Raw genomic sequence first — 14,883 nt, forward strand, 5'->3', positions numbered from 1 at the left:
CAGGATCAACTCTGCTTACATGCGCTGGGTGAAAGTGGTTGCCTTCACCAGTGCCGCGTAGTCCTTGGCAAGCTCGAGGAACGCGTCATAGCTTTTCTGCACTTCGGCAAACTTCGGATTGGCGGCAGCGTTTTCCGCCATCACTTCCGCAACCGCCGTCTTCAGCGCAGCCAGGACATCATCCGGGAAGTTGGCAAAGGTAACGCCGTCTTCCTTCAGTTTCTTCATGGCAACCGCGTTGTAATAATCGAACTGTGCGGTGGTCTCGACGGAAGCCGCTTCCGCAGCATAGGCGATGATTGCCTGAAGGTTCGCCGGCAGGCTGTCGTAGGCTTCCTTGTTGACGACGATTTCCAGTGCGGCTGACGGCTCGTGGAAGGCCGGCACATAGCAGTAGCTGGCGACCTTCTGCAGGCCGAATGCCTGGTCCAGCATGGGACCAACCCACTCGGCCGCATCGATGGCGCCAGACTGGAAGGCCGGGAAGATTTCCGGAGGCGGCAGCAGGACAGCGTTGACGCCGAGCTTGCGCATGGCTTCGCCGCCCAGACCGGCAATACGCATGTTGAGGCCGGCAAGATCGTTGAGGCTTTTCACCGGGTTCTTGAACCAGCCGGCCGCCTGTACGCCCGAACTGCCGGAATAAAACGGCTTGAGGCCGCGTTCTTCATAAAGGCTGTCCCACAGGTCCTGTCCGCCGCCATAGCGAAGCCAGGCGGTTGTTTCGACCGCGGTCATGCCGAAAGGAACGGCAGAGAAGAAGTGCATGGCGGTGTTCTTGGACGCGGCATAGTAAGGCGTCGAATGACCGATCTCGGCAGTGCCCTGCTCCACGGCATCTTCAACACCGAACGGCGGTACGAGCTCACCACTGGAATAGACCTTGAAAGTCAGCTGGCCATCGGACATTGCAGCCACGCGGTCGGCAAAGGCGGTCACGTTGGTGCCGACACCCGGCGCCTTCGCCGGAAAGGAGGTCGGCAACTTCCATTCGATCTTGCCTTGCGCAATTGCCGGTGCTGCCAGCAGGCTGGCAGGTGCGGCGACGGCACCAGCCTTCAGAAAATCACGTCTTTTCATACTTGTGTCTCCCTCGATGTTCAAAACAGGACGTCCGGCAACAGGGTTGCCAGAGCCGGAAAGGCGGCGACCAGACCGAGCGCCAGAAGCTGGATGGCGACAAACGGGATCACCGAAACATAAATGTCAGAAGTGCGGATATCCGCCGGTGCAACCGATCGAAAATAGAAAAGCGCAAACCCGAATGGCGGCGTCAAGAACGAAGTTTGCAGGTTAAGCGCAATCAGGACCGCAAACCAGACCGGGCTTATGTCGCTTTGCAGGATAATCGGCCCGACAATCGGAACAACAATGAAAATGATCTCCACGAATTCCAGAATGAATCCGAGCAGGAAGATCACCAGCATTGTCAGCAACAACATGCCATAAGCACCGCCCGGCAAGGCGTGCAGCAACTCGGCCACATGTTCATCACCGTTGAACCCTCGGAACACGAGCGACAGGATGCTGGCAGCAATCACGATACCGAAGATCATTCCGGTGATGGTGACGGTTTCCCGCAGCGCGGGCACAAGAACCCCTCCTCGGATCAGAGAAGCTGCTGCGATGGCCAGCATGACAAGGGCAGCGGCCGTCATAGCGACGGATACGATCGTCAGTGTCGTCCAGCTGATCCGGCCTCCTTCAAACTCCAGACCGAACAGACCGAGCCTGCGCAGGATCAACAGCAGAATAGCAAAGGCAGCGCAGGCCATGGCAACACGCGCCACCTTGCCATCGCTTCCTGCAGCCGCGATCAGCACAGCCCCCGCGACACCGACACTTGCGGCTTCCGTTGGCGTTGCAATGCCAATCAGGATGCTGCCGAGCACGGCGATGATCAACCCGAGCGTGGGCGCGATATCCCGGAATAATTCCCGGCCTGACACGCGAGGCTTTGGTGTCGGGGTCTTAGCTTCCTGTCCCTTCGGAGAGGCCCGGCGCAGTCGCAGCAGGACGTATGCCGCATATAGCGCGACCAGGAGCAGCCCCGGGATCAGCGCACCGGCAAAGAGATCCCCCACCGTGACCGGGTCTGGCGCGAAGTTGCCGGCTTCCTGCTGCGCTTCGAAGTAGGCATTGGACACCTGATCTCCCAGGAGGATCAGAACGATCGACGGCGGAATGATCTGACCGAGCGTGCCGCTGGCGCAAATGAGGCCACTGCTCATGTGCTTGTTCACGCCCGCGGCCAACAGAGCCGGGAGTGTGATCGTGCCCAGCATGACGATGGTTGCCCCGATGATACCGGTCGAGGCGGCAATGAGTGCGCTTACCAGAACCACAGAAAGCGCCAGAGCGGACTGCTGCCCGCCCATTGCGGCCGTCAGGCTCTGGAGCATCCGCTCTGCCTGGCGTGACTTTTCAAGAAGCAACCCCATCAGCACGAAAAGCGGCACCGCCAACAGGAGCGGATTTGTCATCACGCCATAAACGCGCTGGGGAACAGCCTGGAAGAACACGAGGTCAAAATGCCCGGTGGCGGCGGCAACCAGCGCGACAATCGTCGGTGCGCCGGCGATTGCAAGCAGGACCGGCACGCCGGAAAGAATACAGGCAAATACGGAAAGGGCCAGAATGATGAGCCAGATGATATCGGCAGTCATGAAAATTTCCGTCGCATCGCGCCGAACAGCTTTTGAAGGATGTAGATCACCACCAGCGCAGGCAGGATCACCAGACAGGTCTTGACCAGAAACAGGCCGGGCAGACCGCCGGTTTCCGGAGAACCTTCCAATATCGCCCAGGAGCTTTTGACGAGCGGGAATGCCGTCCAGAGCATGATTGCAAAGACCGGCAGCGCGAGCAGGAGGTCTCCAAGCCAGTCGATACGCCGGTTTGTCCGCTCGCTCCAGTTCTGGCGAAATACATCGACCCGCACGTGCTTGTCTGCATCGAAGGAAACGGCGACAGAAAGGGCCACGAGGGCTGCAAAAGCGTAGTTGACCGCGTCCTGGATTTCCAGAAGACCGAAGCCAAGCAGATAGCGCATGAGCACCATGGCCAGCTGGCCGAAAAAGACGATCGCGGCAAACCCCATGCAAAGCATGTGTACCGCCCGAAAGACCCTACGCATTCATCACTCTTGCTGCTGGAAGTCGCATTTCGCTCTGGTCACGTCGTCAAGACCCGACCTTCTGGAGCCCCCTCCTCAGCCCCGCATTGCGCCAAAGGCGAACCGCACGGGACGTGGTTAGCTTAATGACCGAAATTAAGCGTGTATACAATGATTTGAGTGCTTTTTCCGGAAAAGGCGGACCACCCACAGAAGTCCGCCAACCGTGCCCCTGGAAATGCCGACCAGCGGCATATCGCCTCGATTGAGTGCTTCGCACAGGCTTCTTGTCTATTGCGGAGCAAAATGGATTGCGGCATTGCAGCAAATGGGCTAGGCCGAACTTCTCCTCCACTTTCAGGGCGCTTGTGCCCTGCCCGGTTCTCCTCCCGCGGGCAAGGCACGATTTCGGCGCTCTGGACAGTTTGCAACCGTTCAATTTCTGGAGTTTGCGATGCTCAGCAAAAAAGTTCCGTTCGTTACCTTCCGCACCCGCGTTCGTGATGATTCCATTGAAGGTCCGAACCCGTTCCGCTGGGAAGACAACACCAGCGACGACTACTTCAAGGGCAAGAAGGTCGTTCTGTTTTCGCTTCCAGGCGCATTCACTCCAACCTGCTCCACCTATCAGCTTCCGGATTTCGAAAAGCTGTTTGAAGAGTTCAAGGCTGAAGGCGTTGATGAAATCTACTGCATCTCCGTCAACGACGCTTTCGTGATGAATGCCTGGGCAAAGGCCCAGGGCGTCGAAAACGTCAAGGTTATTCCGGATGGATCCGGCGAGTTCACCCGCAAGATGGGCATGCTGGTTGCCAAGGACAATCTCGGGTTCGGCATGCGCTCCTGGCGCTATGGTGCGGTCATCAATGACGGCATCGTCGAGCAGTGGTTCGAAGAAGAAGGCTTCTCCGACAACTGCGAAAGCGATCCTTACGGAGTTTCCTCGCCGCAGAACATCCTGGAAAAGCTGCGCGCTGCAAAAGTGCAGGCCGCCTGATCCACCAGGAACAGGTCCAGCAAAAAGCCCCGGAGCAATCCGGGGCTTTTTCATTTTCCAATACGATTTCCAGAAAAGCCGGAACTACTTGCGGCCTTCCAGACGGCGGCGTTCGTCCTCCGACCTCAGCTCCAGCCACATCGCGTTCAGGATCGCCATGGCGCAGGCCAAAGGCATTCCGAGGACCCAGGCAAAATACCACATGTTGCAGTCTCCTCAGTAAGCGCTGTGGTTGTCACGTTCGATGGTTTCTTCATCCACCTTGCCCCACAGGACCTTGTACACCCAAGCGGTGTAGACAAGGATGATCGGCAGGAAGATAAGCGTCGCCACCAGCATGTTGAACAAGGTCCGGTGGCTGGAAGATGCGTCCCAAACCGTCAGGCTGGCTTCGGGCTGTATCGATGACGGCAGGATGAACGGGAACATCGAGACACCGACTGTCGAGATGATCCCGAAAATCGCCAGCTTCGAGAAGAGGAAGATCGGCATTTCGAAACGTGTCTGCAAAAGCACGAGCGTTCCGAACAGGCCAAGGAACCCGAGACCGGGGGCCAGCCAGAGGATGGGGTGGACTGTGTAGTTGTACATCCACGCCCCACCTTCGGTGATCGCCTGCTTCGCCAGTGGATTGGCCGCCATGTTCGGATCGATTTCGGATGTAATGCGGAAACCTTCCACATAGCCGCTGGCAACGAGATACCCGCCTAGAGCGAACAGAGCGATGCTGAGGCCTGCCGTTACCGTGCCGAACCGCCGCGCGCGCGCAGCAATATCACCTGACGCCCGCATCACCAGCCAGACAGACCCATGCGTGACGAGCATCGTCACCGACAACAGCCCGCACAGCAGCGAGAACGGCGAAAACAGAGCGAAGAACGACCCTTCGTATGTCATGCGCAGATCGTTATCGAGCGAGAACGGGACCCCGAGCAACACATTGCCGACGGCAACACCGAAGACAAGCGCCGGCACGAAAGACCCCGTGAACAGTGCCCAGTCCCAGGCGTTGCGCCAGGAGGGATCCGGCCGCTTGGACCGATACTTGAAGGCCACCGGCCGCAGGATCATCGCGGCCAGTACCACGAACATCGCCAGATAGAACCCCGAGAAGCTGATGGCATAGAGCGGCGGCCAGGCAGCAAAGATCGCCCCGCCCCCCAGGATGAACCAAACCTGATTTCCTTCCCAGGTCGGGCCGATGGTGTTGATGACGACACGCCGTTCGATATCTGTCTCGGCAACAAAGGGCAGCATCGCGCCAACGCCCATGTCGAAACCGTCCATCACGGCAAAGCCGATCAGAAGGACGCCGAGCAGCAGCCACCAGATCATCTTCAGGATGGAGTAGTCGATCATTTCATAGAGGATCATTTTCGATTACTCCGCTGGTACAGAGGCTGCGGCCGGGACCGGCTGCTTTGGCGCGGCCGGAACCGCATCCGGGTTCTCGCCGTCTTCCGGACCGATCTTGATGTATTTGATCATCAGCGTGATCTCGATCACCAGAAGCGTGCTGTAGAGTGCAACAAAGCCGGCAAGCGTCAGCAGGACCTCGGTCACGCTAAGGCTCGAGACACCGGCAGAGGTCGGCAGCATACTTTCGATGATCCAGGGCTGACGGCCATACTCGGCGACGAACCAGCCCATTTCGCAGGCGATCCACGGCAACGGGATCGACCAGACTGCGACATGCAGCAGCCAACGGCGCTTTTCTCTCAGAACGTCCAGCCGTCCGGACGACGAATAGTAGAAGAACACCGTGGTCATCAGGATGAAGAAGAAGCCGCACGCCACCATGATCCGGAAGGAATAGAACATCGGCATGACTTCCGGCACGGTGGACCAGGCGGCCGCGTCTACCTGAGCGGTGGTCGCTTCCATCGGATTGTCCGTGAACGGCAGCAGCAGATAGGCGTACCCGAGCGAGTTCTCGTTCTGCAGGAAGGTCTCGCGGACATCCGCACTTGCATTTGCCGGATCCTGCCGGATTTTCTGCAGCGCATCCCAGGCTATGGCACCCTGCCGGATGCGGTCCTTTGTCCGCTCAACCAGATCCTTGATGCCGGGAATGATCGTATCGAGGGAACGCGTTGCGATCAGGCCCATGACATAGGGCACTTCGATGGCAAAGACGTTCTCCCGCTTCTCCATATCCGCCCAGGCAATCACGTTGAACGAGGCCGGAGCCGGCTCCGTCTCCCACATGGCTTCGATCGTCGCCAGTTTCATCTTCTGGTTCAGGTTGGCCTCGTAGCCGCTTTCATCCCCGAGAACGACAACCGAAAGTGCTGATGCAAAGCCGAATGCGGACGCGATGGCCATGGATCGTTTGGCGATCGGAATATGTCGGCCTTTCAACATGTACCAGGCAGAGATACCCAGAACGAACATGGATGCGGTGACATAACCTGCAGAAACGGTGTGCACGAACTTGGCCTGCGCCACCGGATTGAACAGCACTTCATAAAAACTGGTGACTTCCATGCGCATGGTGTCGGGGTTGAATGCGGACCCGACAGGGTGTTGCATCCAGCCGTTGGCGATCAGAATCCAGAGTGCCGACAGGTTTGTTCCAATCGCGACGGCCCACGTGGCAGCCAGATGCTGGCGCTTGGAGAGCCTGTCCCAGCCGAAGAAGAACAGACCAACGAATGTGGCTTCCAGAAAGAAAGCCATCAGGCCCTCGATCGCCAGAGGCGCACCAAAGACATCGCCGACATACTGACTGAAGTAGGCCCAGTTCATGCCGAACTGGAACTCCATCGTCAGACCGGTAGCGACCCCCAGGACGAAGTTGATCCCGAACAAGGTGCCCCAGAACTTGACCATGCGCTTCCAGACCTCTCGGCCGGTCATCACATAGACAGTTTCCATGGTGGCCAGCAGGATCGACAGGCCGATGGTCAAAGGCACAAACAGGAAGTGGTAGAGCGCTGTCATGGCAAATTGCAGCCGGGACAGGTCAACGACGTTCAGTTCCATCGTATTCCCCCTTTACGGACCGGAGAGGCCCGAGCATTTCGGCAGTCGTGTCCAACGTTCTATCGAACGCCAACAGGCACGTCTGCACATCAGGACGATCGACGGGTAAACGCCCTGTCGGAGGAGACCGGGCCTGTGTCGATCTTGATTGAAAACCCGGTTTTCGTCCCGATCCGGCAACGGCAATCAACTTCACAGTGAATGCGGATTGCGGCCGCCAATCCCGTCAATGAACCGGCTTGGAAAACGAGTCTTCCTATGGGCTGATCGTGGCCCACCGCCCCCCCAAGGTCAATGCGACAGTTAGGACGCGACAACCTCAAGATGCGGAAAACTGCAGGAGAACTCATTGAAATTCGGAAAGAATTATTTCCGGCGACCGAATGCCGCTGCTGCATGGCGCCGTCAGATCCAGTACGCGGTCTGCCCGCTCCAGCTCCTGTCGACGGTGCGCAATCATCAGGACGGCCGCATCGCCGCGATAGGACAAAAACCGGTCCAGAACATCCGCAGCGGTTGCGGCGTCCAGTCCCTCGGTCATCTCGTCCAGAACAAACAGGGCCGGCCGCGTCAGAAAGGCACGCGCCAGGGCAAGACGCCTCTGCTCTCCACCGGACAGTCCGAGTCCCCCCTCACCGAGAATGGTCTGCAGGCCTTCCGGATTTTCAGAAATACGTTCAGCAAGCGCCGCCTGTTCAAGCGCACGCCAAAGTTCCGTGTCGCCAGCATCTGGGTTTGCAACACGCAGGTTCTCGGCAACGGTCACGTTGAAGAGATAGGCCTTTTGACCAATGACGGTAACCTTGCGGCGTAGCTCTTTCTCGGAGATACGGTCGATTTCCAGCCCACCCAGATGTATCTTCCCCTGCCCTGGCTTTCGTAACCGCGCGGCCAATGCCCCAATCGTCGACTTGCCGCAACCGCTGCGCCCTGCCAATGCGAGAATTTCGCCCTGATCGAGGTGAAAGGAGAGCCCCTCCAGAACGCTTCTGTCAGCACCGGGATATCCAAAACTGACGCCTTCGAAAGCGAGCGCAGGCGCGGCGCCTTGGCGTCTTGTCTCTGGTACGGAAAGGCTCTGCGAAGGCTCGACCTCATCGGGGCGACGCATCAAGTGCATGATCCGACCAGCTGCCAACGCGACGCGAGGCAGTCTGGAAAGGCCAGGCAAGCTCATCGAAAATATTTCCGGAAGCCCCATCACCACCAGTATCAGACCGACGCTGAAAGCCGCTGTCAGCGCGCCATTTCCGACTTCGTGCAGACAGACAAGAAGCATGACGGCAAGAAACAGCTGTCCAAGGAGCGTGGAACCCGCTGTCAGCTTGCTGGTACGGCGATCCTCAACCTCCTGGGCTTCCGCCAATCGCGTGTCGGCGACAAGGACCGAGTCGGCCGCCGCTTCCAGACCGCCGTAAATCGCAAGATCCCGCCGGCCTGCTGCCAGATCCGCAGCTCGAAGCCGCATGGCATCCAGCGCCGCGTCAGAGCGGCGGGCGGTTTTGGTGTCGGACCGTGCAAACGTCCAGACCGCGAGCCCGAGCCAGGCCAAAACGAAGACTGCTCCGGTAAGCAACAAAAGCGGCGATACGCTGCTCCAGACCAGAAGCAACGAGACAGCAACAACCAGCGACAGCACCAGAGGAACCACCAGACGCAAATAAACCGTATCGAGGACGGCAACGTCGAGTGTCAGACGATTGAGCAGCAATCCGGATCGCTGACCGTCGTTTGTCTTAAGTGCCATCGCCGCAAACAGCCGGTTTCTGAACCCGGTCAGAAACCGGAATGTGGCGTCATGTGTCAGGACCCTTTCACCGTAACGGCCGGCGGTACGGACAATCGCAAAAGCGCGAATGAGCGCGCTTGGCGCAAAGATGTTCAAGAACGCGCCACTCAAACCCGCAATCGCCGCAGCGGTGATGAACCAGCCGGAAACGCCGAGCAGAAGAAGCCCGGCGGCCGCAGGCAGCAACGCCACAAGAATGCCAAGCCAGAAATGGAAGCTGTCGTACCGGTGCTGGGTGCGAATGATATGCCAGACAGACCTCACGCGAACACCTCCCCTTCGGCGAGGACGCCGAGCGCCTTCAGGTCAATCCGCCGCGAGGCGATTTTCCGAAGGGCCGGGTCGTGTGTGGCGATCACGGCGGTCCGGCCATCGCAAAGTTTCCGCAATCCCTCGATGACATCTGCTGCCGTTTCTTCATCCAGCGAGGCTGTTGGTTCGTCCGCCAGCAGCAGGACAGCATCCTTGCGCATTGCCGCCCTCGCGAGAGCCACCCGGCGGATCTCCCCAACCGAGAGGCCGAAACCGTCTTCTCCCAAAGGTGTTTCCAGACCACGAGGCAGGCGCTGGACGAGCGCTTCGGCCCCGGCAAGGCGAAGGGCTTGCCAGAGATCGTCCTCCGTAACCGCTGCAGATGTATCAACAGCTCTCAGGAGGTTGGCCTTGAGACTGCCATGGAACAGCCTGGGCGACTGGCCGAGCCATATAACCTTTCGACGCAGCAATGATGCAATCGCGGTTGCAGTAAGGTCGTTCACCTGAATTTTGCCGGAATCAGGCTCCTGGAAGCCCAGTATCCCGTCAATCATTGTGGTCTTGCCGCTGCCGCTCGGCCCTTCGACCAAAAGCGTTTCATCCGGCTCAATCGTCAGATTGAACTCCTTGAAGACACAGCGCTCATCATGGGTAATGCTGACAGACCTGAACTGAATGGCGGGCGGGCCTGAAAGTGAAATGGAACCGACCGGCACGTCTGATCCATCAGCGCGCTTAGGGTTTCCGGGGGTGTTCTGCGACGGAAAAAGTGTCGCCAGCTTCTTCCGCGCGGCAAGTCCGCCTGCCCTGTCATGATAGGCTGCCGCGTAGGCACGCAAGGGGGCAAAGAACTCCGGTGCGAGCAGCAGAATGAACAGGCCCTGCGCAAAGGTCAGGGGCCCGCCCCAGGTTCCAGCCTGGATTTCACCCAATAGCGAAAACCCCACATAGACCGCGCAGAAGGCTATTCCGAGTGCGGAAAAGAGTTCCAGAACGGTTGAGGAGAGGAATGCGATCTTCAGGACGCGCATGGTGCCGGATCTGAACCGTTCGCCCGCGTCAGCGATTTGCCGCTGGGTACGCTCGATTGCGCCAAACAAGGTCAGTGTTTCCAGGCCCCTGATCCTGTCCAGCAGACTGCCGCTCAGCCGCACCAGTTCCTCCTGTTGCGTCTCGCTCGCAGCCTTGGCACGCATACCAATCAGCGCCATGAAAACAGGAATGAGCGGCCCGCAGACAACCAGGATCAGCGCGCCGACCCAACTGAACACGGCAGTGGCGGCAACGATCCCGAGGGGCACAAGACGAAGCCGAACCTTCTGAGGTTCGAAATTCCGATAGTACGGTCCGAGCAGGTCGACCTGTTCGGTAACATGGGCGGCAAAGGCACCGGAAGATGGGAATTCTGCAGATGGCGACGTTCTGGCGGCAACGGAAAGCAGCTCTGCACGTGCCCTGCTCTGGATTGCACGGGCAGTTTGCCGGGCAACCGTTTCGGCTCGGTTTTGCAGAAACACTCTCAACACAGCAACCAGCGCGATGCCGGCGGCAGCCTGGAAAGCCAAGCCTGTCAGATCGCCTTCGATGACCTGGCCGTCATCCGCGACGGAAAACATCATGGGGAGCGATCCGAGCGCCCAGGAAATCAGTCCGGCCTGTGCAATCCACAGCAGATCGGATACGGCCAGCAGCCGACCAGCCCGTTTCAGGCTGCGGCTTTCTCCTTTGTCCGGCCAGCCGAAAGCAGCTGCTGCTCCGCTGTCCTGCCCCTCACCCTCAGCCACCGTCCCGATCTTTTCCCTTTTTATTGTCATCAGCCGTTTAGTGTCGCCCCGTCCGCCCAAATTCAAGAGGCAGATTGCCACGGTGGCAATGGGAATGCCATGCAAGGGCGACTGGTATCGGCGCAGTACTGCGCCGGCAAATGCCTATTTTCTTTCACCGGATGCACAATCCTGACAAGAGGTTTTCAGGACGCTTGTGAGATCTTCGTTCATGAAATCATCTCCTGAAACTCCAGAAGACAGCTTTGTGCAGGCCTTGCTTCCAACAAACGCCCGAAAAAGGCAGCTGCTGCGTCTAACAGCCAGTGCCTTTAGCGGAGGTTCGCGGTGACAGCTATCGCACGAGACGATGCTCCAATTCGGAAAGCACCGCGGCGAGAACCGCTTCGGCGCGTTCTTCCGTGCACCTTGGCCTAAGGCGGGCAATCAGAAACGGGTCCCTGAACAGTTGCGTTGCGTCTTCAACCAATTCGCACGCCCTTTTCAGTTCGCGTCCTTCAAATACGGCGCCAAGGATCCCTTCCAGCATTTTCCGTAATCTGCTCACATGGATGGTGACAGGTTCGGGATGCTCTCCAGCCAGAGTCAGATAGGCCCGGAACAAGTCCGGATCGTCGTCAAACCTTTCTGACTTGATTACGAGCTGCACCCTGACAAAAGCTGCCAGTTTCGATTGCCAGCTTTCCGCAGCTGAAATTTCCACCTGAAGCGCAACTTCCACGTCTGCGAACCAGCGTTCCGCCAAGCCGGCCATGAGAGCCGCCTTGTTGGGAAAAAACCGGTAGACATTCGATTGCGACATCCGACAATCGGCCGCCAGATCAGTCACGGAAAAACGCGGCGAACCTTGCCGCCGCAAGCGGTTTTCCGCAGCCTGCAACAGGCTCTCCCGGATTTCGGCGTTTTCAACCTTCGGTCTTGCCATTTCTAAAGCCAACGCCTCACATTTTTTCTGTAGTCCAGGTAAGGCTGGCCAAACGTCTTCGCGGCTTTCCGCTCCTCAAGCGGGATGTACCAAAACTGCGCGGCCAGAAAAAAGACGATTGCGAAATGAACGTTCAATGCTTCGTTGGTGCAGACAGCAACCCCGAGCAGCATCAACAAAAACCCAAGATACATCGGATTGCGCGAAAGCGCGTAGATGCCGGAGGTGACCAAGCGGGTTGGCTGCCGGAACGTATGGATTTCCGTTTCTTGCGAAAGGAACGTGCCATGCCCCTTTTTGAGGAAAAACAACCCCAGGGCGACGACTGCCAAACCGGTCCACTGGAACGGTGCAGGAAGCATGGGCGAACCGGGAAACAAGATCGTGACCGGGACCATCAACAACAGGAACAGGCCGAAGAGGACAGGCGGAATTATCTGAGGCACGAGAGGTCTCCAAGCACATTTCATAATAAATAATAAAATTCATCTTTTATCATTTTACAAGTCAAAAAAGAGGCGCTCCAGGCGAAACCGGGAGCGCCAGACCGGACTTGGTCCGGGAGGAATTACTTCATCGTCGGGATCACGAACTCGGCCCCGTCCTTCAGACCTGACGGCCAGCGGGAGGTCACGGTCTTGGTGCGGGTGTAGAACTTGAACCCGTCCGGACCATGCTGGTTGAGATCGCCGAAGCCGGACTTCTTCCAGCCGCCGAAGGTGTGGTAGGCGAGCGGCACCGGTATCGGCACGTTGATGCCAACCATGCCGATGTTGATGCGGGACGCGAAGTCGCGGGCGGTGTCGCCGTCACGGGTGAAAATCGCAGTGCCGTTGCCGTATTCGTGGCTGAGCGGCAGATCGAGAGCTTCTTCGTAGGTCTCTGCGCGAACCACGGACAGGACCGGACCGAAGATTTCGGTCTTGTAGATGTCCATGTCCTTGGTGACGTTGTCGAACAGGCAGCCGCCCATGAAGAAGCCGTTCTCATAGCCCTGCATGGAGAAATCGCGGCCATCGACAACCAGCTTCGCACCTTCCTTGATGCCCTGGTCGACGAGACCCTTTACGCGGGCAAGCGCTTCCTTGGTCACCAGCGGACCGAAGTCGACGTCATTGCCAGCCGTGTACGGCCCGATCTTCAGTGCTTCCACCTTCGGCGCAAGCTTCTCGATCAGTGCATTTGCAGTGCTTTCACCAACCGGCACGGCAACAGAAACAGCCATGCAACGCTCGCCGGCCGCGCCGTAACCGGCACCGATCAGAGCATCGGCCGCCTGATCAAGGTCGGCATCCGGCATGATAATCATGTGGTTCTTTGCGCCACCGAAACACTGGGCGCGTTTGCCGGATGCAGTTGCACGGGCATAGACATACTGGGCAATCGGCGTGGAACCGACGAAGCCGACAGCCTGGATGGTTTCATCGTCCAGGATTGCATCGACCGCGCTCTTGTCGCCGTTGACGACGTTCAGAACACCTTCCGGCAGACCGGCTTCGATCATCAGTTCAGCAAGCATGATCGGCACGGACGGATCGCGTTCGGACGGCTTCAGGATGAAGGCGTTGCCACAAGCGATCGCCGGGCAGAATTTCCACATCGGGATCATGGCCGGGAAGTTGAACGGCGTGATGCCGGCAACGACGCCAAGCGGCTGGCGCATGGAGTACATGTCGATGCCAGGACCGGCGCCTTCGGTGAATTCGCCCTTCAGGAGATGCGGCGCACCAATGCAGAACTCGGCGACTTCCAGACCGCGGATAACATCGCCCTTGGCGTCCGGAATCGTTTTGCCGTGCTCGCGGGAAAGAGCTTCAGCCAGCTTGTCCATGTCGCGGTTGAGAAGATCTACGAACTTCATCATCACGCGAGCGCGACGCTGCGGGTTGGTGGCAGCCCAGGCAGGCTGTGCGGCAGCAGCATTGGCAATTGCCGCGTCCATCTCGGCCTGGCTGGCCAGGGCGACTTGCGCCTCGACTTCACCGGTTGCCGGATTGTAGACGTCTGCAAAGCGGCCGGAGGTTCCCTCCACGTGCTTGCCGCCGATAAAATGACCGATCTTCCGCATGTCGCGTTTCTCCCAATATGTCCTGACACCAACCAAAAGGATTTTGGGCGAGCGTCCGAGATTATGTCTTTTTGACTTTTATTTTTGCTACAAACAAGAACCAGATTTCCGGACCCGTTGTGCGTTTTTTGAAGTTATGCAATAAAACGCCACGAAGCGTCTGAGACAAACGATAGGTCCAATCCCCCTCGGTTGTCATCCCGGCTGAAACTCTACCAAAAGCCGGTGTACAGCAAGGCGTGATCTCAACAACATGAACGCGGCGGCATCGTGCCTGGTATCTGACATCAGCTGAAAAAACAAATCGGAGCGGGCTGGTCATCGCGGAAAGAAAATCGACATGAACTGGGACGACATCCGTATCTTTCTCGCGATCGCTCGAACAGGACAAATCCTGGCGGCAGCGCGCCGTCTCGGCCTCAACCACGCCACGGTGGCGCGCAGGCTGACGAGCCTCGAAGACAGCATCGGCACACGCCTCTTCGACAGATCAACATCCGGCTGCCTTCTGACGGAAGCCGGCAGCCGGTTCTTTGACCGGGCAGAACGGATCGAAGCCGAGGCGGTGGCAGCGGAAGCCGACCTGACAAACAACACGCCGGAAATTTCCGGAACCGTTCGCATCGGCGCGCCCGATGGTTTCGGTGTCGCGTATCTTGCGCCCCGGCTTGGCAAGCTCACGGAAAAACATCCCGGACTGACTGTGCAGCTCGTTCCCGTACCCCGCTCCTTCTCGCTCTCGCGCCGTGAAGCTGATATCGCCGTGACAATAGACAGGCCGGAAACAGGCAGGGTGGTTGCCGGCAAGCTCGTCGACTATTCGCTCGGTCTTTATGCGTCAAAAACCTATCTGGAAAGCCGGGGAACACCTGCCTCCGCAAGCAATCTGATCGACCACGATCTTATTGGCTACGTGGAAGACCTGCTCTATTCGCCATCGCTGAACTATGGCACCGAGATCCTGA

At 58.3% G+C, this 14,883-nt stretch carries 12 protein-coding genes; 1 reads left to right on the forward strand and 11 read right to left on the reverse strand.

Features of this window, described 5'->3' with window-relative positions; all coding sequences use genetic code 11:
* Nucleotides 1-15: 15 nt before the first annotated feature.
* Genes B0E33_RS28285 through B0E33_RS28295 form a run of 3 tightly spaced genes read right to left on the reverse strand, consistent with a single transcriptional unit; the run spans nt 16 to nt 3,136 of the window.
* Nucleotides 16-1,080: a TRAP transporter substrate-binding protein gene (locus tag B0E33_RS28285; RefSeq protein WP_077293072.1), complete on the reverse strand. Its 1,065-nt coding sequence runs from the start codon at nt 1,078-1,080 to the stop codon at nt 16-18.
* A 20-nt stretch (nt 1,081-1,100) separates the two neighbouring features.
* On the reverse strand, nt 1,101-2,666 hold the full coding sequence (locus B0E33_RS28290; protein WP_075281631.1) for a TRAP transporter large permease: 1,566 nt from the start codon (nt 2,664-2,666) through the stop codon (nt 1,101-1,103).
* Entirely contained in the window at nt 2,663-3,136 is a 474-nt protein-coding gene (locus tag B0E33_RS28295; RefSeq protein ID WP_208984142.1) for a TRAP transporter small permease subunit, read from the reverse strand. Before B0E33_RS28295 ends, B0E33_RS28290 begins: the two co-directional genes overlap by 4 nt.
* A 433-nt stretch (nt 3,137-3,569) precedes the next feature.
* Here B0E33_RS28295 and B0E33_RS28300 point away from each other — a divergent pair, with 433 nt between their 5' ends.
* Nucleotides 3,570-4,112: a peroxiredoxin gene (locus B0E33_RS28300; RefSeq protein ID WP_077293073.1), complete on the forward strand. Its 543-nt coding sequence runs from the start codon at nt 3,570-3,572 to the stop codon at nt 4,110-4,112.
* Between the two features lie 84 nt (nt 4,113-4,196).
* Here the strand turns inward: B0E33_RS28300 and cydX are convergent, their stop codons facing one another.
* The 8 genes from cydX to B0E33_RS28340 form a co-directional block, all read right to left on the reverse strand.
* Nucleotides 4,197-4,316 (reverse strand): cytochrome bd-I oxidase subunit CydX, encoded by a 120-nt coding sequence (gene cydX, locus B0E33_RS28305; RefSeq protein WP_031270783.1) that lies wholly within the window; start codon nt 4,314-4,316, stop codon nt 4,197-4,199.
* Between the two features lie 12 nt (nt 4,317-4,328).
* Nucleotides 4,329-5,486, reverse strand: a complete 1,158-nt coding sequence (cydB, locus tag B0E33_RS28310) for a cytochrome d ubiquinol oxidase subunit II (protein WP_077293074.1) — start codon at nt 5,484-5,486, stop codon at nt 4,329-4,331.
* Nucleotides 5,487-5,492: 6 nt separating this feature from the next.
* Nucleotides 5,493-7,097: a cytochrome ubiquinol oxidase subunit I gene (locus B0E33_RS28315; RefSeq protein ID WP_055653799.1), complete on the reverse strand. Its 1,605-nt coding sequence runs from the start codon at nt 7,095-7,097 to the stop codon at nt 5,493-5,495.
* A 346-nt stretch (nt 7,098-7,443) separates the two neighbouring features.
* Complete coding sequence (cydC, locus tag B0E33_RS28320) at nt 7,444-9,150, reverse strand: thiol reductant ABC exporter subunit CydC (protein ID WP_077293075.1); 1,707 nt, start codon at nt 9,148-9,150, stop codon at nt 7,444-7,446.
* Nucleotides 9,147-10,955, reverse strand: a complete 1,809-nt coding sequence (gene cydD, locus B0E33_RS28325; RefSeq protein WP_077293076.1) for a thiol reductant ABC exporter subunit CydD — start codon at nt 10,953-10,955, stop codon at nt 9,147-9,149. Before cydD ends, cydC begins: the two co-directional genes overlap by 4 nt.
* Nucleotides 10,956-11,259: 304 nt before the next feature.
* Nucleotides 11,260-11,850, reverse strand: coding sequence for a TetR/AcrR family transcriptional regulator (locus B0E33_RS28330; protein ID WP_077293077.1), 591 nt, complete (start codon nt 11,848-11,850; stop codon nt 11,260-11,262).
* Between the two features lie 2 nt (nt 11,851-11,852).
* Entirely contained in the window at nt 11,853-12,212 is a 360-nt protein-coding gene (locus B0E33_RS28335; RefSeq protein ID WP_167579611.1) for a methyltransferase family protein, read from the reverse strand.
* 206 nt (nt 12,213-12,418) lie between these two features.
* Nucleotides 12,419-13,918, reverse strand: a complete 1,500-nt coding sequence (locus B0E33_RS28340) for a CoA-acylating methylmalonate-semialdehyde dehydrogenase (RefSeq protein WP_077293079.1) — start codon at nt 13,916-13,918, stop codon at nt 12,419-12,421.
* Between the last annotated feature and the right edge of the window lie 965 nt (nt 13,919-14,883).

This window comes from Roseibium algicola, from assembly GCF_001999245.1.
GTDB lineage: Bacteria > Pseudomonadota > Alphaproteobacteria > Rhizobiales > Stappiaceae > Roseibium > Roseibium algicola.

Coding starts and splice junctions, on each gene's coding strand:
- B0E33_RS28285 (WP_077293072.1), bottom strand. CDS start 1,080: ATGAAAAGACGTGATTTTCTGAAGGCTGGTGCCGTCGCCGCACCTGCC.
- B0E33_RS28290 (WP_075281631.1), bottom strand. CDS start 2,666: ATGACTGCCGATATCATCTGGCTCATCATTCTGGCCCTTTCCGTATTT.
- B0E33_RS28295 (WP_208984142.1), bottom strand. CDS start 3,136: ATGCGTAGGGTCTTTCGGGCGGTACACATGCTTTGCATGGGGTTTGCC.
- B0E33_RS28300 (WP_077293073.1), top strand. CDS start 3,570: ATGCTCAGCAAAAAAGTTCCGTTCGTTACCTTCCGCACCCGCGTTCGT.
- cydX (WP_031270783.1), bottom strand. CDS start 4,316: ATGTGGTATTTTGCCTGGGTCCTCGGAATGCCTTTGGCCTGCGCCATG.
- cydB (WP_077293074.1), bottom strand. CDS start 5,486: ATGATCCTCTATGAAATGATCGACTACTCCATCCTGAAGATGATCTGG.
- B0E33_RS28315 (WP_055653799.1), bottom strand. CDS start 7,097: ATGGAACTGAACGTCGTTGACCTGTCCCGGCTGCAATTTGCCATGACA.
- cydD (WP_077293076.1), bottom strand. CDS start 10,955: ATGACAATAAAAAGGGAAAAGATCGGGACGGTGGCTGAGGGTGAGGGG.
- B0E33_RS28330 (WP_077293077.1), bottom strand. CDS start 11,850: ATGGCAAGACCGAAGGTTGAAAACGCCGAAATCCGGGAGAGCCTGTTG.
- B0E33_RS28335 (WP_167579611.1), bottom strand. CDS start 12,212: ATGCTTCCTGCACCGTTCCAGTGGACCGGTTTGGCAGTCGTCGCCCTG.
- B0E33_RS28340 (WP_077293079.1), bottom strand. CDS start 13,918: ATGCGGAAGATCGGTCATTTTATCGGCGGCAAGCACGTGGAGGGAACC.